Below are 24,180 nucleotides of genomic sequence, written 5' to 3'. Positions count from 1 at the left end.
CGCCCGGCTTTCGGCGAACATCACAAGGGACGGCCCAAGTTGGCCCAACAGCCTTCGATCCTTATTCTGAACGGGCCGAACCTGAACATGCTCGGCACCCGTGAACCCCAGATCTATGGGTCGGAGACGCTGGCCGATGTCGAGGCCCTGTGCCGTGCCGAGGGCGCGCGCCTGGACCTGGAGATCGATTTCCGCCAGTCGAACCATGAGGGCGAGCTTGTCACCTGGATCCAGCAGGCTCGCGGAACCCGTTCCGCCATCCTGTTGAACGCCGGAGCCTATACCCACACCTCGGTCGCCATCCTGGATGCGTTGACGGCGGTTGAACTGCCGGTTATCGAGGTGCATCTAAGCAACATCTTCCGCCGCGAACCGTTCAGGCATCATTCGTATGTCTCGATGGCCGCGCGGGGGGTCATTTGTGGCCTGGGTTCCCATGGCTATGTCCTGGCACTGCAGGCAGCTGACCGCCTGATCCGTGCCACGGCCAAGCCCTGAAACCACCGGTCCCTTTCATAAGGTTGAGAACACCATGTCGAGCTTCGATCTGGATGCCAAGTTCGTGCGCACCATGGCCAAACTCCTGGAGGAGTCGGGCCTGACGGAAATGGAATATTCGGAAGGCGAGCGCCGCATCCGGCTGAGCCGCGCGGCCCCGCCGGCCCCGATGGGCTATGCCCCGGCCTATGCGCCGGCCCCGGTCGCCGCTGCGGCCCCCGCCGCCGCCCCAGCCGCTGCGGCGCCTGCCGCCGTGGCCCCGGCCCAGCATCCCGGTGCCGTGAAGTCCCCGATGGTGGGCACCGCCTATATGGCTGCCGACCCCAACTCCCCGCCCTTCGTGAAGGAAGGCGACACCGTCAAGGCCGGTCAGACCATTCTGATCATTGAGGCCATGAAGGTCATGAACCCGATCAAGGCCGCCAAGGGCGGGACCGTGACCCAGATCCTGGTCGCCAATGCCCAGCCGGTCGAGTTCGGCCAGCCCCTGCTGATCATTGAGTGATCGACCCATGACGGCGAAATCCCAGGACGGGCTGTTCGAAAAAGTCTTGATCGCCAATCGCGGCGAAATCGCGCTGCGTATCCACCGCGCCTGCCGCGAGATGGGGATCAAGACAGTGGCCGTGCATTCCACGGCCGATGCCGATGCCATGCATGTGCGTCTGGCCGACGAAAGCGTCTGTATCGGCCCGCCGGCCGCCAAGGACAGCTATCTGAACATCCCGGCGATCCTGTCGGCGGCGACCATCACGGGCGCCGACGCCATTCATCCCGGCATCGGGTTCATGGCCGAGAATGCCCAGTTCGCCGACATGGTGATCGAGCATGGCTTTGCCTGGATCGGGCCGACGCCGGAGCATATCCGCGTCATGGGCGACAAGGTCACCGCCAAGAAGACGGTGATTGCGCGCGGTCTTCCCTGCGTTCCCGGCTCTGACGGCCCCGTGGACAGTTTCGAAACGGCGGCCAACGTGGCCGACCAGATCGGCTACCCGGTCCTGATCAAGGCCGCTGCCGGCGGCGGTGGCAAGGGTATGAAGGTCGCCTTCAGCCGAGATGAGCTGAAGGAAGCCTATTCGCTGGCCCGCGGCGAAGCGCGCGCCGCCTTTGGCAATGACGAAGTGTACCTTGAAAAGTACCTCGCCAATCCGCGCCACATCGAGGTGCAGCTGCTGGGCGATCACCATGGCAACGTGGTGCATTTCGGCGAACGCGACTGCTCCGTCCAGCGCCGCCACCAGAAGGTGGTGGAAGAAGCCCCCTCGCCCGCGCTGAATGCCGAGGAGCGGGAGAAGGTCGGCACGCTGGCCGCCCGCACTGCCAAGCTTCTGGGCTATCGCGGTGTGGGGACCATGGAGTTCCTGTACGAGAACGGGCAGTTCTATTTCATTGAAATGAACACCCGTCTGCAGATCGAACACACGATCACCGAAATGGTGACGGGCGTCGATCTGGTGCGCGAACAGATCCGCGTCGCCACGGGTGCGCCGCTGGGCTATACGCAGCAGGATATTCGGTTCCACGGCCATTCCATCGAATGCCGCATCAATGCCGAACATCCCGAGACCTTCATGCCGTCGCCGGGCCAGATCAAGCAGTATCATGCGCCGGGCGGCCTGGGCGTGCGCGTCGACAGTGCGCTGTATGATGGCTACCGCGTGCCGCCGCATTATGACAGCATGATCGCCAAGCTGATCGTCCATGGCAACACGCGCAATGAGTGCCTGATGCGCCTGCGCCGGGCGTTGGAGGAGTTCGTCATCTCCGGTGTCGATACCTCCATCCCGCTGCATCAGAAGATCATCGCGGAGCCGGATTTCATCAACGGCGATTACGACATCAAGTGGATGGAAGCCTGGATGAAGCGTCAGCAGGGCTGAGGTTTCGGTTCAGTGTTGAGATGAAAAACCCCCGGCAGCCGATTGGCCGCCGGGGGTTTTTGTTTGGGGCGTGGGTCCTTATGCCAGCGTGGCAGCCAGCTTGACCTCGGCATTCAGGACCTTGGAGACCGGGCACATCGCCTTGGCCTGGGCGGCCACTTCTTGGAACTTGTCGGCGCTGATGCCGGGGATCTTGGCGGTCAGGGTCAGTTCGACGGTGGCGATCTTCCAGCCGCCGCCATCGCTTTCCATGATCAGGACGGCACCCGTCTTCAGCTCATCCGGCGGGAAGCCGGCAGCGGTCAGCAAAAAGGAGAGCTGCATGGAGAAACAGCCGGCATGGGCGGCGGCGATCAGTTCCTCCGGGTTCGTCCCCTTGCCATCGCCAAAGCGCGCCACGAAGCTGTAGGGCACATTGGCTAGCGTTGCACTCTGCGTGGACAGGGTGCCGCTGCCATCCTTGCCGGTGCCATGCCAGACGGCATTGGCGGTACGCTTGATCTGGGCCATCGCTGCGTCTCCATTGGGAAAATTTGGACGATACGAGCGTAACACCGGTTTGTGACGGGCGGCAGCGGGGCACCTGAATATTTTAGAGGGTTTAACGCCGCTTCTTGGTGTTCTTGCCCCCAAACTCGATACCGCCGACATTTAGGCCGCCATCCTTGGTCTTGGCGGCCCCCTTGGTGCGACCGCCCCTTTCCGGCTTGGCATTGCTGCGCGGCTTTTCCCCTTGAGCTGACGCACGGATGGGGCTGGCGCCGGGGGCCAGGCCCAGGTCGATGGCTTCCAGGCGGCGGATTTCGTCGCGGATGCGACCCGCCTCCTCGAATTCCAGATCCGCGGCGGCGGCACGCATCTTCTTTTCCAGCTCGGCGATGATGGTCTTGATGTCCTTGCCGGCCAGACCGATGCCTTCGGCTGCCCCCGTATCCACCTCCACCCGGTCGCCGCGCTCATAGACACTGCCCAGGATGTCGGAGATATTCTTCTTCACCGATTCCGGGGTGATGCCGTGGGCGGCGTTATATTCCAACTGCTTGGCACGGCGCCGCGCCGTTTCCTCCAGTGCTGCCTTCATGGAGTTGGTTTCGCGGTCGGCATAGAGGATGGCGCGGCCTTCAACGTTACGGGCCGCACGGCCGATGGTCTGGATCAGGCTGGTGCGGCTGCGCAGATAGCCTTCCTTGTCAGCGTCCAGGATGGCGACGAGGCCGCATTCGGGGATGTCCAACCCTTCGCGCAGCAGGTTGATGCCGATCAGCACATCGAACACGCCCAAACGCAGATCGCGGATAATCTCAATGCGTTCAAGGGTTTCGACGTCGGAGTGAATGTAGCGGACCTTGATCCCCGCCTCCATCATGTACTCCGTCAGCGCCTCCGCCATCTTCTTGGTCAGGGTGGTGACCAGGACGCGCAGGCCCTTGGCCGTCACCTCCCGCACCTCCGCCATCACGTCATCGACCTGGGTGTCGGTGGGGCGGATGATGACCTGCGGATCGACCAGACCCGTGGGGCGCACCACCTGTTCGGTGAAGACGCCGCCCGTTCGCTCCAGTTCCCAATCACCCGGCGTGGCGGAGACAAAGACGGTCTGCGGACGCATGGCGTCCCATTCCTCAAACTTCAGCGGGCGGTTATCGGCGCAGGATGGAAGGCGGAATCCATAATCAGCCAGGGTCGATTTACGCATGAAGTCGCCCCGGTACATGCCGCCCACCTGTGGCACCATCACGTGGCTTTCATCGACGATCAGCAGCGCATCCTCGGGCAGATATTCGAACAGGGTGGGCGGCGGTTCGCCCGGATTGCGGCCCGAGAGATAGCGGGAATAGTTTTCGATACCCGCACAGGAGCCGGTGGCCACCATCATTTCGATATCGAAGGTGGTGCGCTGTTCCAGGCGCTGTGCTTCCAGCAATTTTCCTTGTGGAACAAGCTCATCCAGCCGCAGCTTCAAGTCACGCTTGATCTGCTCCACGGCCTGGAACAGGGTCGGCTTCGGCGTGACATAGTGGCTGTTGGCGTAGATGCGCACCTCCTTCATGGAGGCCAGCTTTTCGCCGGTCAGGGGATCGATCTCATTAATCGCCTCCAACTCATCCCCGAACAGGGACAAACGCCAGGCACGATCCTCCAGGTGGGCGGGGAACAGTTCGATCGTGTCGCCACGCACGCGGAAGGAGCCACGGCCAAAGCCGGCATCGTTGCGGCGGTACTGAAGCTCAACCAATCTCTGAAGAAAACCCTGCCGGTGCAGCATCTGCCCGACCTGCAGGGGGATCGTCATTTCCGAATAGGTTTCGACAGAGCCGATACCGTAGATGCAGGAGACCGAGGCCACGATGATGCAGTCTTGCCGCTCCAGCAGGGCGCGGGTGGCGGCGTGGCGCATGCGATCGATCTGTTCGTTAATCGAGCTTTCCTTCTCGATATAGGTGTCGGTCCGGGGCACATAGGCCTCGGGCTGATAATAATCGTAATAGGAAACAAAATACTCTACGGCGTTGTTTGGAAAGAAACTTTTCATCTCTCCATAGAGCTGCGCCGCCAGCGTCTTGTTCGGTGCCAGGATCAGGGTCGGGCGCTGCACCTTCTGGATCACATGGGCCATGGTGAAGGTCTTGCCCGAGCCGGTGACGCCCAGCAGAACCTGATCCTTCTCCCCCCGCACCAGACCCTCGGTCAGTTCGGCAATCGCGCGCGGCTGATCGCCCGCCGGTGTGTATTCCGACACGACAGTCAGCGGTTCGATGAAGGGCCTCTCCTCCACCTTGATGCGCCAGGGCATGGTAGCTTCGGGGACGAGGGCGGCGGCGGGATCGGCGGTCTGGCTCATGGCCGGTAATCTATGCCTGTCCGGGGCCGGCGAAAAGGGGTTTGATCCGTTTTTGTTCCCTTTACGCAGTTGCGCCATGGTGGCGAGCCCTAGAACATGGTTAACTGATCCAATGACAAGGGCGGGAGGTCAGGATGGCGGCGGTTGGACGGCAGGTGGCTGGTATTGTGGCCGGCATCATTCTATGCATGGTCATCATCATGGCGGTTGAGAAGGCGGGGCACGCGCTGTTCAGCGGCGAGGCCGTGTTCGCCGGTCCAGTTGTCGCCTATCTGATGGCTGCGACGCTGGGCGGTTTCACGGCCATCAAGGTGGCAGGGGTACGGCATTGGTGGCTGCCCGGCATCATTGTCACTGTGCTGGCAGCGGGTACGATCATGAACCTGACCATGATCGAGCATCCGGTCTGGTTCGCGCCCGCAGCCGCGATGGCCCTGATCGCCGGCTACGCCATCGCTTGGCGGCTTACGCGGGTGGTCTGAAACCGGGGGATTCCAGTAATTGCCGCCCATCCCAAGGGCTGAGCATCAGGTGGAAATCATCGCCCACCTTATCCAGATGGTCGATCAGCAAGCGAGCAGCATGCAAATCCACCTCCGCCTCCAGCGACAGGGCCATACGGTCCAGGTCGGGACGGCGTACACGCAGTTGATTGATCAAGCGCACCAGCCGCACCAGGGCGGCGGCCAAGTCATCAGGCAGGTTGTGCAGATCGGGATAGGGCAGCATGGGGCGGATAAGGGGCGCAGGGTACGGGGCGGCGTGAAGCCACTATGCGACCGAAATTGTTAAGAAGTTGCCTGTTCATACAGATAGGTCCATGTAAATTCACTGGACCTGCTGCCCATCCCGCCTATAACGATTGGGTGGTGTATGGCTGGCAGGGGGCCGGTCTGGTTTGGGGAGAGTGACGCCCGTGTCTCAGGCGCTTCAAACAGTTGCCCAGTTGGCGCGCGCAGCGGAAAAGGGATTGCCCATTGGTCCGGGTGCGGTGCGCATGGACGAAGCCGGCGATTTCAGCGTTACCAGCCCTACCACGGCCTCGCGTCATCATTTCTTCCTGGACGGGCTGATGTTCCATGTCAGCCTGACGCCGGATGATGAAGGTACCTTGCTGCAGATCTGGGCCGAGGTGGGGTACATGCCCTTCACCATCGAATCGCCCGAAAAGCGCATGCGCCTGTCCAAGGTGCTGCGCGCCGCCGGCCACCTGCAAAACGCCCGGTTCGTGGTCGATAACAAGCAGATGATCATGGTGCTGGGTCAGGCCCGCGTGGACGGCCATGTCACCCTGCCCGACTTCATGTATGAGATTCTGCAATTCGTGCAGGACGCACGGCCCTATTTGAAGGTGCTGGGCCAGTATCTGTAACTTATACCTGTTCCCTCAGTCGCCGGGCGGGCGCATCCGCGCCCTTGGCTCACGGCGCACAAGCGCCGGGCCGGCAGTCGCCGGCCTTCAACATGGATTGAAAGCCTTTTCTGTCAGGCCTCACCTTCGGTTCGACCTGACCTACTGTTGAGAGCAGCCAGGGCGTCAGGCGTGTCAACATCCAGCAGGGTGCCCATATCCTCCACCGCGACCTCGCAGACGACGGGCGCGTGCGCCGCGATCAGGGCGCGGGCGCCCTTGTCACCTGTCAGGGTCAGCATTTCAGGGATGAAGGCGGCATCCCAGAGGACAGGGTTGCCGCGTTGACCGCCGCAGGTGGGCAGCACAATGGCGCGGCCATCATCGGGGCTGTAGGCGGCGATCAGACGGTTCATGGTTGCCGCTGTGAGGCGCGGCATGTCACCCAGCAGGACCAGAACGCCGTCAATATCATCGGGCAGGGATGACAGGCCGGCCTTCAGGGTGGCGGACATGCCGTCGCCATGGTCGGGGGCATGGACGAAATCCAGGGGCAGGTCGGACAGGGCCGCGCGGACGGCATCAGCCTGATGGCCGGTGGCCACCGTGACGCCGGCCAGTTGCGCCGACAGGGCCGTGTCCACAACATGGCGGACCAGGGCCTTGCCCTGCCATTCACACAGCAGCTTGTTAGCCCCGCCCATGCGCAGGCCAAAGCCGCCGGCCAGGACCAGACCATGGATGCGGGGCGCGCGTGGCAGGGCGGTGGCGAGCGCGCGCGGCAGGGGCCGGCCCGGAATTTCGGCCAGCAGACCGCCCACGCCCATGGACATGATGGCAGCGGCATCAACGGGCAGGCCCGCCCCCAACCGCTGCAACACCCAGTCCACGCCGTTCAGGCGGGGGGAGCGGGCACAGCCGGGCAGGCCCAGCACCGGCCTTCCATCCAGATCGCCCAGCAGCAGCAGATTGCCGGGGTCCACCGGCATGCCCAGATGCAGCACGCGACCGCCCGCCGCCTCAATCGCCGCCGGGATGACATCGCGGCGGTCGGTGATGGCCGAGGCTCCGATGACCAGCAGGATATCACCCTCCATATACCGCAGGGCCGCGGCAAGTGCGTTCACTTCGTGCGGACACCGAACATCTGCACTGAGGTCAGCGCCGATGCCGGACAGGCGGTCGGCGGTGACGGTGACGCTTTTATCCAGCACTGTTGGCTTGGTACCGGGCAGGGTCGTCTGGATCAGACCAGCGGAAAGGCCGATCCAGGGTAACAGGGACACGGGGCCAGTGCCGGCCAGCATCCATTCCAGTTTCGTAATGATACCGTCGGGCACGGCGAAGGGGATGATCTTGATGGTGGCCAGCATCTGACCCTTCAACAAGGGCGTGAAGGGCGGGACGGTGGCAATGGTCACCGCCTCATCCACGCGGTTCAGGGCATGGATGGTGGCCGCGTCGATGGTAGCAAGCCCGTCAGCGGCGGCAAACAGGTTGACGCGACCGGTATAGGCGGCACTGACGGTCAGGTTGGGGCCGGCCAGACGGGCGGCGATGCGCGTGGCGGCCGCATCTTCGCCAACATCACCCGGTTCCAATTGGGCCACGGTGATTGTTTCGATACCGGACTGAGCCAGCAGGGTCGCATCATCGCCGCTGATCACACGGCCCTTGGCGAAGCGGCCATGGGTGTGGTGGACGCCATGGGCCAGGATGGCCCCCACAGACGCGGCGACCGGTACGGGACCGAAACGCATCAGCCTATGCCTTCCACTTTTGGCCGCGCAGGGCCAGGATGATATCGGCCAGGATAGAGACCGCGATCTCGGCGGGCGTGACGGCCCCGATATCCAGACCGACAGGGCCATGGATGCGGGCAAGCTGTGCCTCCGTCACCCCCTGCCCGCGCAGCCTTTCCAGACGGGCCGCCTGGTTCTTCCTGCCGCCCAGCACACCGACATAGAAGGCATCACTGCCCAGGGCCGCGATCAGGGCCGGATCATCGAATTTCGGGTCATGGGTCAGGGCGACAATGGCGGTACGGGCATCGGGGCGCAGGGTTGCCAAAGCCTCATCCGGCCAGTCGGTGACGAGGGTGGTATCGGGGAACCGGTCGGGCGTCGCGAAGGCGGCGCGCGGGTCGATCACGGTGACATCCAGCCCGGCCAGACGGGCGGCGGGCGCCAAAGCCTGGGCCAGATGCACGGCCCCCACGATCAGCAGGCGGTTGGCGGGCGGGTGGACATTGATGAAGAAGCGGCCATCATAGAATTCCACGGTGCCGCTGCGGCTTTCTCGGATGGCGTCCAGCACCTGCGGCAGGAATTCATCCTCCAGCGCCACATCGCCCCTCTGCCGCCCGTCCGCATCGACCAGCGTCTGCAGGCCCGACCCGAGATCGGTGACCAGGGCCACGGCGCAGCGATCGGCCAGGGCGGCGCGCAGCGCGTCAAAAATCCGGGCCTTCATTGGATCGGCTCCACATACACTTCCAGCTTGCCGCCGCAGGCCAGACCCACTTCCCAGGCCATTTCATTGCTGATCCCGAAGGACAGGAAACGCGGTTCGCCATCGGCCAGGACCTTGCCCGCCTCCATCACCACAGCCCCTTCGACACAGCCGCCAGAGACGGACCCCGCCATGGCGCCGCTGGCAGAGACGGCCATCAGACTGCCCACGGGGCGTGGGGCGGAACCCCAGGTGGCGATGACATGGGCCAGGGCCACGGATTGCCCGGCATCACGCCACAGGGCGGCCTGGTTCAAGATGGCTTCGTTATCGTCACGGATCATGGAACGTTCCAGTTGGGATCAGCCGGATATGGGGATGCCGGCGGCGATTATCAGTCGGCCGGGGTCAGGGCGGCGGCAAAGGCGGCGAAAAATTCGTCAGCCAGTTTGGCAGCGGTGCCCTGGATCAGGCGGGCGCCCAGTTGCGCCAGCTTGCCGCCAACGGTGGCCTCGGCCTTGTAGCGCAGGATGGTGGTGCCGTCGGGACCATCGGTCAGGCTGACCACCGCCCCGCCCTTGCCAAAGCCGGCGGCCCCGCCCTGCCCTTCGCCCGTGATGCGGTAGCCATTGGGGGCGTCAATATCCGACAGGGTGACACGGCCCGCGAATTTGGCGCTGACCGGGCCGATTTTCAGCTTCAGCTTGGCCGACAGGGTCGTGTCATCATCGCGCAGCAGTTCCTCGCACCCCGGAATGCAGCGGCGCAGGGTTTCTGTATCGTTCAATGCGTCCCAGACGAGGGCGCGCGGGGCCGGGATGGCGTATTCGCCTTCCATATCCATCGGGTTGTTCCCACAAAATTCAAACCAGGGCGCCGCAGCCTGCCACAAAGCGGGGCCGAAAGGAAAATCCGGCATGAAGCGCATTGCGTGTGACCGGAATTTTCTGAAAGATCAATAATCAAGAAAAGGGCCGTGGACAGGCCCTGGCGCACCGGCGAACGGTCAGCAGCAACAAACAATGGGAGGATGGTTCATGAACGGGTTGAACCGGCGGCAATTCGGCATTCTGGGACTGGGCGGCATCACGGCTGCGGTGGGGGGCGCCCTTCCGGCATGGGCGCAGGCCCCGCGCTTTGTCACCATCCTGACCGGCGGGACCAGCGGGGTTTATTACCCGCTGGGCGTGGCCCTGTCGCAGATCTATGGCAAGGCCATGCCGGACACGAAATTCACGGTCCAGGCCACCAAGGCATCGGCGGAGAACCTGAACCTGTTGCAGGCCGGGCGCGGCGAGATTGCCTTTACCCAGACCGATACGCTGGTCCAGGCCGTGCGCGGCGATGCCGAGGTGGGGTTTGCAAAGCCGCTGGACAAGCTGCGCAGCCTGGCCGTGATCTATCCCAACTATATCCAGATCGTGGCGTCGAAGGCGTCGGGCATCAAGACCCTGGCCGACCTGAAGGGCAAACGCATTTCGGTGGGGGCGCCGAAATCGGGAACGGAGATCAACGCGCGTGCTGTGGTGAAGGCGGCGGGGCTGTCCTATGCCGATTTTGCCAAGGTTGAGTATCTGCCGTTCGCAGAAAGCGTTGATCTGATGAAGAACCAGCAGATTGACGCCACCTTACAGTCCGCCGGTCTGGGCGTGGCGTCACTGCGCGATCTGGCCAGCGCCATTGAGATCACGGTCGTGCCGGTGCCGGCGGAAACGGTGGCGAAGATTGGCGAGGCGGTCTACCGCTCCGCCGTTATCCCCGCCAACACCTATAACGGCCAGACAGCGGATGTGCCGACGGTGGTGACGGGCAATGCCCTGGCCACCCATGCCGGCCTGCCGGACGAGGCGGCGTACCAGATGACCAAGCTGATGTTCGAGAATTTGGAGGCGATGAAATCAGCCCATGCGGCGGCCAAGCAGATCGCCCTGTCCAAGGACGCGGCGGCGGAGTTTGCCCCCCTGCATCCGGGGGCGAAGCGGTTTTATCAGGAGAAGGGGTTGTTGTGAGGGGGGCGGTAACGGTTTTCGATCCTGTTACGCCTCCCACCTTCGTCATCCCGGCGAAAGCCGGGACCCAGTGTCAAGGCGCGGTTAGCGCCGACATGAGTCATGTCGCAGCTATCGCTGCTTACGCTGGGTCCCGGCTTTCGCCGGGAGGACGAAGGGGAAGTGTTCCTCACATCAAACTATACAGGCCCTCCGCATGCCCCACACCCCCGACATTGATGAAGAGGCTATCCGCCGGGCGGTGGAGAAGGATGATCCGACATCGGCCATCGCGCGGCTGAGCCGGGGGGACCGCAAGGTTATCTTTGTCATCGGCGTGGCGTTTGCGCTGTTCCAGCTCTGGACCGCGACCTTCAATCCCTTGTCCAGCCTGGTCGTGCGGTCGGTGCATGTGGGGTTTCTGCTGCTGATGGCGTTCTTGCTGATCGGTGCGCGGGACGGGATGCGGCGGGAGAAGGTACCGGCCTATGACTGGCTGCTGGGCGGGTTGGCCTTCCTGCTGGGGCTTTACCACTGGGTGTTCGAGCATGATTTGATCCTGCGGTCGGGCACGCCCACCAATCTGGACCTGTGGGTGGGAGCCTTAGATACGCTGCTGGTGGCAGAGGCTGCGCGGCGGATCATGGGTTGGGGCCTGCCGGCGCTCTGCCTGATCTTCGTGCCCTATGCCATGTTGGGCCCGTACATGCCCGATATCCTGGCCCATCGCGGGTACGAGATGGAGCAGGTGATCGAGCAGCTGCACTTCTCCACCGAGGGGATTTACGGCACGCCGACCTTCGTTTCCTCAACCTTCATCTTCCTGTTCATCCTGTTCGGGGCGTTTCTGGAGAAGGCCGGGGTTATCGGCCTGTTCAATGACCTGTCCATGGCGCTGGTCGGGCGGCGGCTGGGCGGGGCGGCCAAGGTGGCGGTGGTGTCGTCGGGCTTCATGGGCATGGTGAACGGGTCGGGCGTGGCCAATGTCTTGACCACGGGGCAGTTCACCATCCCCATGATGAAGCGCTTCGGCTATTCCGCGAAATTCGCGGGCGCCCTGGAAGCCACGGCCAGCATGGGCGGGCAGATCATGCCGCCGGTGATGGGGGCCGCCGCCTTCATCATGGCTGAGACGTTGGGTGTGTCCTATCTGGAAGTGTGCAAGGCGGCGGCCATCCCGGCCATCCTCTATTTCGTCTCCGCCTATTGGATGGCGCATCTGGAGGCGGCGCGTGCCGGCCTGCGCGGGCTGCCGGAGGCGGAATGCCCGAAGCTGTGGCCGTCGCTGCGCCGGGGCTGGCATTTGTTGTTGCCGCTGGTGGCGCTGGTCACCCTGCTGCTGTCCGGGCGGACGCCGCTATTTGCCGGGGTGGTGGGGATTGCAGGCACGGTCGTGCTGATGATGGGCTTGGCTCTGGTGGCGCAGATGGGCCCGGTGGCGCTGCGCATGGCGTTCTGGGTGGGGCTTGGCCTGGGGGCCTGGGGCCTGACGCAGGTGGGGTTGCGGACCGAACAGATGGCCATGGTGGTCATCGGCCTGCTGGCCCTGCCCTGTTTTCTGTTCAAGTCGGGACGCGGATTGCTGACGGCACTGATGGAGGCGCTGGCCGATGGGGCGCGGGCGGCGGTGGCGGTGGGTATTGCCTGCGCCCTGGTTGGCATTCTCATCGGCATGCTGACGCTGACGGGGCTGGCGTCCGGGCTGGCCGGGATCATTGTGGAACTGTCGGGCGGCAATCTGCTGCTGGCCCTGTTCCTGACCATGGTCGCCTGCATCATCCTGGGCACCGGGCTGCCGACCACGGCCAATTATATCATCACCGCCTCCATCGCGGCGCCGGCGTTGCAGCAGCTCGGTGTGCCGCTGATCGTCAGCCACATGTTCTGCTTTTATTTCGGGATCATGGCCGATCTGACGCCGCCCGTGGCGCTGGCAGCACTGGCCGCGTCACCCATCGCGCGGGCCGGGCATATGGAGATTGCCTGGCTGGCCACCCGTATAGGCATCGCCGGATATCTGGTGCCGTTCATGGCCGTGTTCGACCCGGCCCTGATGCTGCAATCGGGTGACGGGCTGGACACGGCCTATATGGTGGTGAAGGCGCTGCTGGGCATCGGTCTGCTGGGCATCGTCACGGTCGGGCATTACAAGACCAAGCTGCGCGTTTGGGAGATGGTCTGGGCCTTTGCGGCGGCGGTTCTGCTGGTCCTGGCCATGCCGATGACGGATGAGGCGGGGTTCGCGCTGGCAGCCCTGTTCCTGGGGCGGCAGGTCTGGCGTGGCCGGCAGATGGCGGGGGCTGCCGCCTGATGGCGGGGCTGCTGGCCCTGTGCCTGATCGCCGGGATGCAGCCGCCCGTGACGGTGCCCGCCGATCACTTCACCCTGTCCTGGACCCATTCCATTGAGAAGGTGGAGTGGCGGGAGGAATATCGGGTCAGTGATCGGGGCCTGATCCTTGAGACGTCGCGCGTCAAGGGCAGCGGGGTGGGCATGGAGCCGGGGCCGGATGCCAGATTGGTCGATGGCTGGTGGGTCAGTCGCCCAACGATAGCCCCCCTACCCGAACTGGTGCTGGCCGGCAGTCACTTCGGCGGGGATCATGCGATCTGCATTCCGGGACGGTGCGCGCCGCTTCGCCAATGGCTGGGCCAGGACAATGACGGGCCGGTACGTTTGGTCGCATGTCCGACACGCAACTAATAACGGTTTGCAAAGGAATGTCCGGCATCCTAAGTATGAAAGATGCGTGACCCTGCCGGGTCGTGGGACAAGGTGGAAGGCGTCGGCCCCCGAATGGATACGACGATCAATGATGTGATGATCCGGGATGCGGCCGGGCGGAACCAGAAGGCAGGTTGCCCGCCGCTGGACATGGCCGCCCCCCGTCATGCCCCCCTGCCCCTGCCTTCGCTCTCGCTGGACAAGGTCAGCCACCGTTACGGCGCCAAGCAGGCGTTGAGCGATGTGTCGCTGTCGATCTCTCCCGGAGAAATCGTCTGTCTGGTGGGGCCGTCCGGGTGTGGCAAGTCCACCCTGCTGCGGCTGGCCGCCGGGTTGGAGACCATCCAGGAGGGCAGCGTCGCCATTGCAGGGCAGACCATTGCGCAGCCGGGATCGTCCCTGCCACCCGAACGTCGCGGCATCGGGCTGGTGTTCCAGGATTATGCCCTGTTCCCGCACTTGAACGTTCTGGACAATGTGCGTTTCGGCCTCAACCGTCTGCCCGCCGGCGAGCGGGATGAGCGGGCCATGTCAGCCCTGGAACAGGTGGGCATGGAGGGGTTCATCAAAGCCTTCCCGCACGCCCTGTCCGGCGGGCAGCAGCAGCGGGTGGCGCTGGCCCGTGCCATGGCCCCGCGCCCGGCGGTACTGTTGCTGGATGAGCCGTTTTCCGGCCTGGATACAAGGCTGCGGGAGAGTGTGCGTGACGAGACGCTGCATGTGCTGAAGCGCAGCGGGGCGGCGACCATGATCGTCACCCATGACCCTGAGGAAGCCATGTTCCTGGCTGACCGCATCGCCCTGCTGCGGGACGGCAGGCTGGTGCAGGTGGGGTCGCCGACCGCACTCTATACCAAGCCGGTGGATGCCTTTGCCGCCAGCTTCTTTGGCGAGGTCAACCAGTTGACGGGCATTGTGCGCCAGGGGCGGGTCGATACGCCGGTCGGGTGCCTGACGGTGCCGCATCTGGATGAGGGTGTGGCGGTCGATGTGCTGATCCGGCCCGAAGCGCTGCGCCTGACCATGGCGGCCGACGGCGATGGCGTGGGCGTGCCCAATCTGGCACGGGTGGAGGCGTCACGCCTGCTGGGCCGCACCAGTCTGGTGCATCTTTGCGTCAGCGACCGCGACGGTCGGCCGCACCACCTGCATGCCCGCGCCCCCGGCCATTTCCTGCCCGAGGATGGCAGCCATGTCAGCGTAACGCTGGAACCCCGCCAGGCCTTTGTATTTGAAAAGATGTGAGTGGTGGCGCGATTGCGGCCACGGGGCCTTTCTGCCATGATCCCGCGCCTTTCCGATGGTACGGGGCGGCGGCCCCTTTGCAGGCGGAGTTGAGACATGGGTGGTTTGGGCGTTTGGGAGATCCTGATTATCCTGGTGATCGTCATGGTCATTTTCGGGGCGGGTAAGCTGCCGAAGGTGATGGGCGACCTGGGTCAGGGGATCCGCAACTTCAAATCCAACCTGTCTGATGGTGCCAAGGCCGAGGACGAGGTGAAGACCGATCCGGTTCCCCCCGCCGTTCCGCCCGCCAAGCCCGACGAAACGCCCAAGGCCTGACACCATGTTTGATATCGGCTGGTCCGAACTGCTTGTGATCGGGGTGGTGGCGTTGATCGTCATCGGTCCGAAGGATTTACCCAAGGCGTTGAGCACGATGGGTAAATGGATGGCCCGTGCCCGCGCCATGGCGCGGGAGTTCCAGAACAATGTCGATGACATGGTGCGTCAGGCCGAACTGGACGAATTGCGCCAGCAGGTCCAGAAGGCCCGCGAGTTCAACCTGACGGACGAGCTGGAAAAGAGCATTGATCCCGATGGCGGTGTGCGCAAAACGCTGGCTGTCGAGGATTTTACCAGCCCGGCCCAGACCGCCAAGACGGATGACAAGCCCGCTGCCCACAAGGCCGATGCCAGCGGAGAAGACGTGGCCGACATGGCCAGTGCAGCCATCCCGCCGGTACCTGTCCCGGCCCCTGTGCCAGCACAGACCGGCACCGCCGCCCCCGATGCCGTCAGCGCCGCTGCGGCCGCAACGGCGGTCCCCGTGGAACCCACCAAGGATAAGACGCCTTGAGCGAACCGATCGAACAGGATGAGCTGGACGCCGGCAAGATGCCGCTGCTTGACCATCTGATCGAGCTGCGCAACCGGTTGATGTGGAGCGGGGGGGCGCTGATCGTGGCGTTTCTGGCCTGCTTTGCGGTCGCCGACCATATCTATCAGTTCCTGATGCACCCGCTGGTGCAGGCGCTGGGCGCCAAGGCCGCGGAACGGCGGATGATCTTCACCGCCCCGCAGGAATTCTTCCTGACGCAGGTGAAGGTGGCCTTCTGGGCCGGTGCCATGGTCGCCTTCCCCATCATCGCCACGCAAATCTATAAGTTCGTGGCGCCGGGCCTTTACAAGCATGAGCGCAAGGCCTTCGTGCCGTTCCTGGTGGCCACACCGGTGCTGTTCACGCTGGGCGCGTCGCTGGTCTATTTCTTCATCATGCCCATGGCGTTGAAATTCTTCTTCAGCTTTGAGGCAGAAGCGACGGCCACGACGCTGGCTGTGCAGGCGGAAACGCGTGTGGCAGATTACCTGTCGCTGATCATGGCGCTGATCTTCGCCTTTGGTCTGGCGTTTCAGTTGCCGGTGCTGCTGACCCTGTTGGCGCGCGTCGGGCTGGTGACGGCGGACGGGCTGGCGGCCAAGCGGCGCTATGCCATTGTCATCATCTTTGTGGCCGCCGCCATCCTGACCCCGCCTGACGTGATCAGCCAGGTTGGCTTGGCTATCCCGCTGCTGCTTTTGTACGAAGTGTCGGTGTTCATGGCGCGGCGTATTGAGAAGGCACGGGCGGCGAAGGATGCGGCGGCGGTGTAACCAAGCTGCCCGATCCTTATTCTAAGTAGAAAACACGCAGTGTCTGGCAATTCACCGCTGGCTGATATACCTAGTTTCCACGGTTCTGGTGCGCGGTCGGGATGCCAATATCCCGACGAAACACGGGGGGGAGCATGGGCTTGCGGCGTCTTGGCGGCATTGCGTCGATCTGTACTGTCATTGCCGGTGTTTCCGTCCAGGCACAGCCCGCAGTAAAGCAGGGAACCTATACTCCCCCGAAACGCAGCGAATGCGGGCGCGACCTTCCGGCTTACCCGTTGAAGGAGCGCGATAACTGGACCGAAGGGTGGGTCGATCTGCGGTTCGATGTGACCGCCGATGGCAAGGCCCAGAATGTGACCGTCGATTATCAGATGGGTCGTGGCGATTTTGCCAAGCATACCGCCAAATGGCTGGAGGGGTGCCAGTTCGAGCCGGCAAGCCGCGATGGTATGCCTGTGGAAGCGCGCAACCAGTCCCAGCGCTTCTATTTTCGACTTGAATCCGCCAATCCTGGCGCTGGCCCGGAGATCATCCGGCGGCTGCGTGCCGTTGACACCTTGCTGGACCAAGGCAAGGCGGACGAGGCCATGGCGGAACTGGACAAAGCCAGCAAAGATAGCCGGTTCCTGTATGAGATGGTCCACATCATGGGCCGCCGGGCACAGGCGATGGCCATTGCCGGCAAGGTCGATCTGGCCATCCTGTATCTTCAGCAGGTGCGATACAGCGATACGTTCCTCGGTCCCCGCGAACAGGGCTGGGTTCGGCGACTGACCTTGCGGTTAGCCCTGTCGCAGGACCTCTATCGTGACGCGGTCGACGCCGCCGAGACGATCAAGGATCTCGGGGATAAGGATGCAGACAAGGTTCTGACATCGGCGCTGGAGCGCATGCGCAAGGCGGTGGAGGACGAAACACCGATCGGTGTCGATGGCCGCATCCCGTCAGAATGCCGCCCGGAAATCTGTTCCACGGAGCAGCCATCATGGCGTTATCGCCCTGTCCGGCGCACGATCTCGCTGACGGATGTCAAAGGTCAGTTGGATCGGGTTGAGGCGCGCTGTGACGCCCGCACCTTCAGCGCCAAGGCCGAACCGGATGTGACCTGGACCATCCCCGCCAGTTGGGGCGAATGCAGCGTCAGCATCTTCGGCACGCCCGGCAGCACCTTCCGTATCATTGATGAAAATGTGTGACCTTACCCACCCGCCGCCGCCACGGCTGTGCGGGTAGAGATCGTTAGCGGTGAGGGCAGCGCGTCGAGCGGGAACCAGCCCCAGTCCGACATGGCGTCCGGCTCCATCACCCTGGGCTCCCCCGACACGATGCGGGCGCGGTGGACGGGGTTGACCCAATGGCTGGGTCCGGCGGGATCGATCTGATCCACGACGCAGAGCAGCCCCGTCAGTTCGATGGTCACCCCCAACTCCTCCGCGATTTCACGGCGGATCGTGTCGGGCACGGGTTCCAGGAAATCAACCTTGCCGCCGGGCAAGCCCCAATGGTCCGCCTCCGGATTGCGGCGGCGTTTGACTAGCAGCAGGTGGCCCTGATCGTCGGTGATGAAGGCGCCGCAGCCGACACGGATGATGGTCATGAGATTATCCTCTACCGCATCGGTACGCTGGTGCGTTTGGCCACCGTGCGCAATGTGAAGCTGGACCGCACCCGTGCCACGCCGGGCAGGCGGGTCAGGGTCTGGGTGTGCAGGCGTTCATAATCGCTGCCATCGGCGACCACGACGCGCAGCATGAAATCGGCATCGCCAGCCATCAGATAGCATTCCATCACCTCCGGGCATTCCATCACCTTCGCCTCAAACGCGCGCAGGTCCTGATCCTGCTGCCGGTCCAGCGTGATCTGCACGAAGACGGAGGTTCCGCGACCCAGGGCGGTTGGGCTGACCAGCGCCACATAGCCTTCGATCACGCCTTCATCCTCCAGCCGTTTCAGGCGGCGGTGGCAGGCGGATGGCGACAGCCCGACATGGTCGGCAAGGTCGGCCACCGAGATGCGGCCATCCGCCTGGACCTTTATCAGAATCTTACGATCAATGGCGTCAAGGTCGATTGGCCGCATAATCCACCACATATGCCGAATTTCGTGCACGAAACGTCGAAATAGGGCCATGCCGAACCCGGTCTTTGCAAGGACATTCGGTGGGGTTCGGGCGTATTCTCTCCTCACATCCGAACAGGGAGAAAAAACATGCTCATCGGCGTTCCGAAAGAGATCAAGAATCACGAATATCGCGTCGGTCTGATCCCCGGCAATGTGCGTCAGCTGGTGGTCCACGGCCATCAGGTGATCGTCCAGAAGGACGCCGGCACCGCCATCGGCCTGACCGATGATCTGTATGTCGCCGCCGGCGCCACCATCGTCGACAGCGCCGAAGAAATCTTCGCCCGCGCCGACATGATCGTGAAGGTCAAGGAGCCGCAGCCGGTCGAATGCAAGATGCTGCGCCCCGGCCAGGTCCTGTTCACCTATCTGCATCTGGCACCCGATCCGGAGCAGACCAAGCTGCTTCAGGAAAGCGGCGCCATCTGCATCGCCTATGAAACCGTCACCGACCGCAATGGCGGCCTGCCCCTGCTGGCCCCGATGTCGGAAGTGGCCGGGCGCATGTCCATCCAGGCCGGCGCGCACTGCCTGGAAAAGTCCTATGGCGGCATCGGCATCCTGCTGGGCGGCGTGCCGGGCACGCCCCCGGCCAAGGTCGCCATCATCGGCGGCGGTGTGGTCGGCACCAATGCCGCCCGCATGGCCATGGGCCTGGAAGCCCATGTCACCGTCCTGGATAAGTCGCTGGACCGGCTGCGTCAGCTGGATCAGCAGTTCGGCCGCCGCCTGAACACCGTCTATGCCAATGTCGAAACCATTGAGCAGGCGGTTCTGGAAGCCGATCTGGTCATCGGCGCCGTTCTGGTGCCGGGTGCCGAGGCCCCGAAGGTTGTCAGCCGCGAGCTGGTTGCCCGCATGAAGAAGGGTGCGGTTCTGGTTGACGTTGCCATTGATCAGGGCGGCTGCTTTGAAACCAGCCACGCCACCACCCATGCCGACCCGACCTATGTGGTTGATGGCGTGATCCATTACTGCGTGGCCAACATGCCGGGTGCGGTCGCCCGCACCTCCACCTTCGCCCTGAACAATGCCACGGCCCCATTCGTGCTGGCCCTGGCCGACAAGGGCTGGGTCAAGGCCCTGAAGGACGACGTGCATCTGCGCAACGGCCTGAACGTCGCGAAAGGCCAGCTCACGTATCCCGGCATCGCCCATCTGGGCGCGGTGGTCAGCGCCGACAGCGTTCTGGGCTGAGGTCAGTCTGGGCGGTTCCGGGTCATCGGAACCGCCCTGCCCCCGAAAGAAAGAAGGCCGGGTCCTGTCGCGGGACCCGGCCTTTTCCATGGCCCCCTGTGGAGAGGCGTGGGAAAGCTGAATTACGGTGCGCGTTCGGCCACCTGGACAGATGACGCGCGCGCAGCGCGAACGGCGCTGGCATAGTCCAGGCGAACAGATGTCAGATCATAGGCGCTGCGGCTCAACCGGCCCGCAATCATGGCCTGTTCGGATTGGGTCAGGCTGGCGCGCGAGGCGCGCAGTTCCTGGTGCAGGCAATCCTGATAGTCCGCGACGGCGGTCGCATAGGCGTCAATGGCCCGGGCCTGCTGTTCCACCGGCTTGCCATCAAGACCGGGCGCCGGCACGGACACGCAGACGCGGTCCAGACGCAGGCCCAGATCATCGGCGGGCGCAGCATGGACAGGGGCAGACAGGACGGCGGCCAGCAAAAGGGCGCCGATGGGCAGAACGGTCTTCATCATAGGTCTCATCGCATGCACTGGCATGGGGCTTGTCGCCCCCTTGGCATGGAAGAGTTATGACGCAGTGCAGGATCAGGGGCTGTGACGATGCCCACAGAACCATTCCGCCCTGGTCATTGCTGGCATACCGGTGACGCGGTGCAGGCGGCATGGCCCGGGCCTCCGGACCCGCCCCAGAATGCCGGGGATGGCGGCATTGGCAGCGTAGGGGTAAGCTCCCCCCTGTCTTCCCAACGGATGCCAGCCCCTTGTTCCAGGTTACCCGCTTGCTGACCACCACCCTGGTTGAGGTCATCGACTCCGTGCATGACGGACACGGGCATGATGTTGCCCAGGAGATGGCGGCGGCGACGCTGGTCCTGCCTTATCGTGGGCTGTTCGAATGCCATGTCGGGGATGAACGGGTGGTAGCGGAGCCCAATCAGGTTCTGCTGCTGAATGCCGGTGTACCGGTACGGTTCAGCCACCCGGTGCCGGGTGGGCATGCCAGTCTTCATCTGACCATCGACCCCTCGGTCCTGCGCGAACTGCCACCGCCGGGACTGTTGCAACAGGGGGAGGTGGTGCGGTTCACGCGCCACCGGCTGCGCATTGATCCGCGGGCCCAGGCGCTGACCGCCATGCTGCGCTATTCCCTGATCCAAGGGATCGCCGAACCGTTGGAAGCGGAAAGCCTGGCCCTGACCCTGGCGCAACGCGCGCTGGGGCCGCGTACGGCCCATCTGGCTGAGGGGCGGCTGGGCCAGCAAAAGCTGGTGGACCGGGTCAAACTGGTTCTATCGACCGACCTTTCCCGCCGCTGGACCCTGGCCGAGATCGCGGCAGAGACGGGCGGTTCACCCGTCTACCTGACCCAGATGTTCCGAGAGGTGGAGGGGGTGCCGCTCTACCGTTACCAGACGCGGCTGCGCTTGGCCCGGGCGCTGGACCTGATGGCGGACTATGACGACCTGACGGCACTGGGCCTGGAGCTGGGTTTCTCCAGCCACAGCCATTTCACAGCGGCCTTCCGTCAGGCCTATGGACGGTCGCCCACGGAATTTCGGCAATCGGTTCTTAAACGCTAAAGATTTCGACAGCGCCGGTTTACGGGAACTGGCTTCATCCCCCTTACCAGAGACGTGGGAGGGAATGATGAACCAGAGGACCTGTGCCGCCTGTGACTGTGACCTGGACGAACAGCCGATCCAGGTGACGGTGGGCGGGCGGATTGTTGAAGTCTGCTGTGACGAGTGCGCGATCAAGCTGAAGGAGGCCCATGCCTCCGCCCAGGGTGATTAGAGCATTTCGCTGGTCAGCCGAAATACGCTCTGACATCGCCTGAAGGACAGGCCGGCGAGCGCGGTTCCTGCCGCCCTCCCTTCTCAAACCTGACAATTCAAGAAGAAGAGAAACCACGCCATGGCGGGGAACGGCGGCGCTTTGCCGATTGCATGCCGCAAAGGATGGCCAGGATGGCTGTTGGCGGTCCTGGTGCTGTCGATGCCGGCAAAGGCACATGATTTCTGGGTTGAGCCGCCGCTTTTCCAGACGGAGCCGGGGCAGACGGTACCAGCCATGATCTGGGTCGGCGATCACGGGGCGCGGGAGCGCTCCCCCATTCAGGCACGGCGCATCGTGGCCCTGCGCAGCGTGGGACCCGGTGGTGTCCGCGATCAATTGCCGGGCCTGGAGCTGGGCGGGGTTGCTGCGGATATGCATTTGTTACTGACGGAGCGGGGCACGCATTTGCTGACCCTGGAGACCGACCATGCCGCCATCGCCCTGCCCGCTGACCGGTTCAACACCTACCTTCAACAGGAGGGGCTGACACCAGCCATCGCCTGGCGCCGTGAACGGGGGCAGGAAGGCCGGCCAGGAAGGGAGATTTATTGCCGGCGGGCCAAGGTCATCCTGCAGGTGGGACCGCTTCATCCCGGCAGTGCCGGGATCGTGACGCAGGCAACCGGCCTGAACCTGGAAATCGTGCCAGAGGTCCATCCAGGTCTGCTGAAACAAGGGCAGGCCTTGCCCGTGCGCGTGCTGTTCGATGGGGTCGCCCTGGCCGGGGCCCAGGTCCGGCTCAGCGACCTGACAGCAGATGGCAGGCCCCTTGACCAGCAGGTGACGGACCATCAGGGCCGTGCCCGCTTCGCCATTTCGCGTCAGGGGCGCTGGCTCCTGTCGGTGGTGTGGACCAAGCCCATTCCCGACGGGATTGTCGCGGATTTTGAAACCCGTTTTGCCAGCCTGTCCTTTGCGACGGGCAAATAAGGATCAGAGAAATGCTGCGTTACCGATCGATCCTGGCCGCCTTGTTATCGTGTCTGCCCCTGATATCGGGCGCCTGGGCCGCGGACCATCTGGACAGCCCGACCGTCATTGCCGACCCGCGTGGCGATATCGGCGATCTCTATGCCTGGATGTCGGCGGACACCAGGCGGCTCAATCTCGCCCTAACTATTGTTGGCCTTGGATTCGCGCCGGACATCGGCTATGAATTCCATATCGGCAGCGGTATGCGGTTTGGGGAGGTTACCCGATCGATCAGCGTCTATTGCCGTTTTCCCAAACCGGACGAGGGCGCCTGCCGCCTGGGCGGGGATGATCGGGCGCAGGGCCAGATCGGGGATGCGGCGGGTATTGTGTCGCGCCATGGCCGGTTCCGGATGTTCGCCGGCCTGCGTGACGATCCGTTCTTCAACAATGTACGCGGGACGCGCGATGCCTATCGCGTGGCGCAGGCGGCATTGGGGGTCGGCGCCACCCCGGATAAGGATCGCTGCCCGGCCTTTGATGCGGCCACGGTAGCGTCGATCAGGGAGCGCTGGCGGCAGGTGGATGGCGGGCCCGCCACGAACTTCCTGAAAGGCTGGACCCCGGCCAGTATCGTGCTGTCCATCGATGTGGCCGTCCTCAATGCCGGCGGGCCGGTCCTGTCGGTCTGGGCCGCGACGAAGGGGGCAGATCGGCAGATTGACCGCATGGGCCGGCCCCTGACCGGCAATGCCCTTCTGGGCACCCTGGAGCCGGTGGATCAGGCCAATGTCATGAAGGAGGCGTATAATGCCGTCGCTCCCGCACACTGGCCCGACTTCGCCCCGGAGATTGCCCGCAATCTGGGCCTTTATGATGGCTTTGACGGGACCTGCGGCAATGCGCTGCTGACCGGCGACACGGCATCGGCCGGTCGGCGCTATGACCGGCTGGCCGCTCTTCTGGCCGATGACCGGCTTTGGATCAATTCAGCATCTGGCCAATGCCGCCATTTCGCTGCCGTCGAACTGGCCGCACTGGCGGGACGGACGGACCGGGCGGGGGATTGCGGTGGGCGCAGTCCGGGGCAGGATGCCGTCGATATCTACCGCTCGCTGCTGTCCACCGGTCTGGAAACCGGCATCGATGATGGGGTCGATGGGGATGAAAAGCCACCGTCTGACACAGACTTTCCCTTCCTGGCCCCTCCCTGACACAAATGAAAAAGGCGGCCCCGAGAAAGGGCCGCCTTATCTGATTCAACCGAGGACCTGGATCAAAAGGGTTATGTGCACCACATGAGTGTAAACAATATCACAAGTCATTGATATCCATATATTATTATAATTTCTTCTCTGTTTGATTCTATAAAAATGTAAATAAAACTCAAATTTTGGTCCAAAATGTTTACACTGGACGCCTTGTCAGACTCGAATTTTAATTCGTGGCTGGCAAGGCGTAAGGGGAGCACGAGGGCACACCCTCGTTTCGTCGAAGACGAAAGCAA

Annotated in this window: 28 protein-coding genes; 18 read left to right on the top strand and 10 right to left on the bottom strand. The window is 63.6% G+C overall.

Going from position 1 to position 24,180, the window contains the following annotated elements:
• The first annotated feature begins 39 nt into the window (after window positions 1–39).
• Genes aroQ through accC form a run of 3 tightly spaced genes read left to right on the top strand, consistent with a single transcriptional unit; the run spans window position 40 to window position 2,381 of the window.
• Entirely contained in the window at window positions 40–498 is a 459-nt protein-coding gene (gene aroQ, locus C0V82_RS04045; protein WP_082372405.1) for a type II 3-dehydroquinate dehydratase, read from the top strand.
• 34 nt (window positions 499–532) lie between these two features.
• Window positions 533–1,003 carry an acetyl-CoA carboxylase biotin carboxyl carrier protein gene (accB, locus tag C0V82_RS04040; protein ID WP_102111223.1) on the top strand — a complete coding sequence of 157 codons (471 nt, stop codon included), beginning with the start codon at window positions 533–535 and terminating at the stop codon, window positions 1,001–1,003.
• Window positions 1,004–1,034: 31 nt separating this feature from the next.
• Window positions 1,035–2,381, top strand: a complete 1,347-nt coding sequence (gene accC / locus C0V82_RS04035; RefSeq protein WP_102113225.1) for an acetyl-CoA carboxylase biotin carboxylase subunit — start codon at window positions 1,035–1,037, stop codon at window positions 2,379–2,381.
• A 78-nt stretch (window positions 2,382–2,459) separates the two neighbouring features.
• Here the strand turns inward: accC and C0V82_RS04030 are convergent, their stop codons facing one another.
• Window positions 2,460–2,891: an OsmC family protein gene (locus C0V82_RS04030; protein WP_199772465.1), complete on the bottom strand. Its 432-nt coding sequence runs from the start codon at window positions 2,889–2,891 to the stop codon at window positions 2,460–2,462.
• Window positions 2,892–2,982: 91 nt separating this feature from the next.
• Window positions 2,983–5,175 carry an excinuclease ABC subunit UvrB gene (uvrB, locus tag C0V82_RS04025; protein ID WP_102113223.1) on the bottom strand — a complete coding sequence of 731 codons (2,193 nt, stop codon included), beginning with the start codon at window positions 5,173–5,175 and terminating at the stop codon, window positions 2,983–2,985.
• Window positions 5,176–5,357: 182 nt separating this feature from the next.
• Here uvrB and C0V82_RS04020 point away from each other — a divergent pair, with 182 nt between their 5' ends.
• Window positions 5,358–5,705: a hypothetical protein gene (locus C0V82_RS04020; protein ID WP_102111222.1), complete on the top strand. Its 348-nt coding sequence runs from the start codon at window positions 5,358–5,360 to the stop codon at window positions 5,703–5,705.
• Here the strand turns inward: C0V82_RS04020 and C0V82_RS04015 are convergent.
• Window positions 5,689–5,952 carry a hypothetical protein gene (locus tag C0V82_RS04015; protein WP_102111221.1) on the bottom strand — a complete coding sequence of 88 codons (264 nt, stop codon included), beginning with the start codon at window positions 5,950–5,952 and terminating at the stop codon, window positions 5,689–5,691. The two genes, C0V82_RS04020 and C0V82_RS04015, sit on opposite strands and share 17 nt — an antisense overlap.
• Before the next feature lie 268 nt (window positions 5,953–6,220).
• Between C0V82_RS04015 and C0V82_RS04010 the strand changes: the two genes are divergently transcribed.
• Window positions 6,221–6,595: a hypothetical protein gene (locus tag C0V82_RS04010; protein WP_158659724.1), complete on the top strand. Its 375-nt coding sequence runs from the start codon at window positions 6,221–6,223 to the stop codon at window positions 6,593–6,595.
• A 113-nt stretch (window positions 6,596–6,708) separates the two neighbouring features.
• Here C0V82_RS04010 and C0V82_RS04005 read toward each other — a convergent pair whose 3' ends face one another.
• Genes C0V82_RS04005 through C0V82_RS03990 form a run of 4 tightly spaced genes read right to left on the bottom strand, consistent with a single transcriptional unit; the run spans window position 6,709 to window position 9,869 of the window.
• Window positions 6,709–8,334 (bottom strand): NTP transferase domain-containing protein, encoded by a 1,626-nt coding sequence (locus C0V82_RS04005; protein WP_102111219.1) that lies wholly within the window; start codon window positions 8,332–8,334, stop codon window positions 6,709–6,711.
• Window positions 8,335–8,338: 4 nt separating this feature from the next.
• Window positions 8,339–9,046 (bottom strand): XdhC family protein, encoded by a 708-nt coding sequence (locus C0V82_RS04000; protein WP_102111218.1) that lies wholly within the window; start codon window positions 9,044–9,046, stop codon window positions 8,339–8,341.
• On the bottom strand, window positions 9,043–9,369 hold the full coding sequence (locus C0V82_RS03995; protein WP_102111217.1) for an XdhC family protein: 327 nt from the start codon (window positions 9,367–9,369) through the stop codon (window positions 9,043–9,045). The genes C0V82_RS04000 and C0V82_RS03995 overlap by 4 nt, the downstream gene beginning before the upstream one ends.
• A gap of 50 nt (window positions 9,370–9,419) precedes the next feature.
• Window positions 9,420–9,869: an SRPBCC family protein gene (locus C0V82_RS03990; protein ID WP_102113222.1), complete on the bottom strand. Its 450-nt coding sequence runs from the start codon at window positions 9,867–9,869 to the stop codon at window positions 9,420–9,422.
• Between the two features lie 193 nt (window positions 9,870–10,062).
• On the opposite strand from C0V82_RS03990, the gene C0V82_RS03985 reads away from it, so the two are divergent.
• The 8 genes from C0V82_RS03985 to C0V82_RS03950 all read left to right on the top strand — a co-directional run bounded on the left by C0V82_RS03985 (window position 10,063) and on the right by C0V82_RS03950 (window position 17,810).
• Complete coding sequence (locus tag C0V82_RS03985; RefSeq protein WP_102111216.1) at window positions 10,063–11,034, top strand: TAXI family TRAP transporter solute-binding subunit; 972 nt, start codon at window positions 10,063–10,065, stop codon at window positions 11,032–11,034.
• 196 nt (window positions 11,035–11,230) lie between these two features.
• Complete coding sequence (locus C0V82_RS03980) at window positions 11,231–13,324, top strand: TRAP transporter permease (protein WP_102111215.1); 2,094 nt, start codon at window positions 11,231–11,233, stop codon at window positions 13,322–13,324.
• Window positions 13,324–13,716 carry a DUF1850 domain-containing protein gene (locus C0V82_RS03975; protein ID WP_245924144.1) on the top strand — a complete coding sequence of 131 codons (393 nt, stop codon included), beginning with the start codon at window positions 13,324–13,326 and terminating at the stop codon, window positions 13,714–13,716. Before C0V82_RS03980 ends, C0V82_RS03975 begins: the two co-directional genes overlap by 1 nt.
• A gap of 42 nt (window positions 13,717–13,758) precedes the next feature.
• Window positions 13,759–14,982, top strand: a complete 1,224-nt coding sequence (locus C0V82_RS03970; RefSeq protein ID WP_245924143.1) for an ABC transporter ATP-binding protein — start codon at window positions 13,759–13,761, stop codon at window positions 14,980–14,982.
• 96 nt (window positions 14,983–15,078) lie between these two features.
• Complete coding sequence (locus C0V82_RS03965; protein WP_102111214.1) at window positions 15,079–15,300, top strand: Sec-independent protein translocase subunit TatA/TatB; 222 nt, start codon at window positions 15,079–15,081, stop codon at window positions 15,298–15,300.
• A 4-nt stretch (window positions 15,301–15,304) separates the two neighbouring features.
• Window positions 15,305–15,817, top strand: coding sequence for a Sec-independent protein translocase protein TatB (gene tatB, locus C0V82_RS03960; RefSeq protein ID WP_102111213.1), 513 nt, complete (start codon window positions 15,305–15,307; stop codon window positions 15,815–15,817).
• Window positions 15,814–16,611 (top strand): twin-arginine translocase subunit TatC, encoded by a 798-nt coding sequence (gene tatC / locus C0V82_RS03955; RefSeq protein ID WP_245924142.1) that lies wholly within the window; start codon window positions 15,814–15,816, stop codon window positions 16,609–16,611. The genes tatB and tatC overlap by 4 nt, the downstream gene beginning before the upstream one ends.
• Window positions 16,612–16,745: 134 nt before the next feature.
• Window positions 16,746–17,810: an energy transducer TonB gene (locus tag C0V82_RS03950; protein ID WP_158659723.1), complete on the top strand. Its 1,065-nt coding sequence runs from the start codon at window positions 16,746–16,748 to the stop codon at window positions 17,808–17,810.
• Window positions 17,811–17,812: 2 nt separating this feature from the next.
• On the opposite strand, the gene C0V82_RS03945 is transcribed toward C0V82_RS03950, so the two are convergent.
• Complete coding sequence (locus tag C0V82_RS03945) at window positions 17,813–18,211, bottom strand: NUDIX hydrolase (protein WP_102111211.1); 399 nt, start codon at window positions 18,209–18,211, stop codon at window positions 17,813–17,815.
• A gap of 11 nt (window positions 18,212–18,222) precedes the next feature.
• On the bottom strand, window positions 18,223–18,693 hold the full coding sequence (locus C0V82_RS03940) for an Lrp/AsnC family transcriptional regulator (protein WP_102111210.1): 471 nt from the start codon (window positions 18,691–18,693) through the stop codon (window positions 18,223–18,225).
• A gap of 129 nt (window positions 18,694–18,822) precedes the next feature.
• Between C0V82_RS03940 and ald the strand changes: the two genes are divergently transcribed.
• Window positions 18,823–19,932, top strand: a complete 1,110-nt coding sequence (gene ald, locus C0V82_RS03935; RefSeq protein WP_102111209.1) for an alanine dehydrogenase — start codon at window positions 18,823–18,825, stop codon at window positions 19,930–19,932.
• Between the two features lie 122 nt (window positions 19,933–20,054).
• On the opposite strand, the gene C0V82_RS03930 is transcribed toward ald, so the two are convergent.
• Window positions 20,055–20,438 (bottom strand): hypothetical protein, encoded by a 384-nt coding sequence (locus tag C0V82_RS03930; protein ID WP_102111208.1) that lies wholly within the window; start codon window positions 20,436–20,438, stop codon window positions 20,055–20,057.
• 248 nt (window positions 20,439–20,686) lie between these two features.
• On the opposite strand from C0V82_RS03930, the gene C0V82_RS03925 reads away from it, so the two are divergent.
• The 4 genes from C0V82_RS03925 to C0V82_RS03915 all read left to right on the top strand — a co-directional run bounded on the left by C0V82_RS03925 (window position 20,687) and on the right by C0V82_RS03915 (window position 23,887).
• The gene (locus C0V82_RS03925; RefSeq protein ID WP_199772464.1) at window positions 20,687–21,505 is read left to right on the top strand and encodes a helix-turn-helix transcriptional regulator; all 819 of its coding nucleotides are present in this window, start codon (window positions 20,687–20,689) and stop codon (window positions 21,503–21,505) included.
• Between the two features lie 64 nt (window positions 21,506–21,569).
• Window positions 21,570–21,719: a hypothetical protein gene (locus tag C0V82_RS26735; RefSeq protein ID WP_158659722.1), complete on the top strand. Its 150-nt coding sequence runs from the start codon at window positions 21,570–21,572 to the stop codon at window positions 21,717–21,719.
• A gap of 180 nt (window positions 21,720–21,899) precedes the next feature.
• Window positions 21,900–22,691: a DUF4198 domain-containing protein gene (locus tag C0V82_RS03920; RefSeq protein WP_158659721.1), complete on the top strand. Its 792-nt coding sequence runs from the start codon at window positions 21,900–21,902 to the stop codon at window positions 22,689–22,691.
• Window positions 22,692–22,702: 11 nt separating this feature from the next.
• On the top strand, window positions 22,703–23,887 hold the full coding sequence (locus tag C0V82_RS03915; protein WP_102111205.1) for a DUF4331 family protein: 1,185 nt from the start codon (window positions 22,703–22,705) through the stop codon (window positions 23,885–23,887).
• The last annotated feature ends 293 nt before the right edge of the window (window positions 23,888–24,180 follow it).

This window comes from Niveispirillum cyanobacteriorum, assembly GCF_002868735.1.
Classification (GTDB): Bacteria; Pseudomonadota; Alphaproteobacteria; order Azospirillales; family Azospirillaceae; genus Niveispirillum; species Niveispirillum cyanobacteriorum.
Note: the sequence above shows the minus strand (reverse complement) of the source record. Positions and strands in the feature narration are given on the sequence as shown.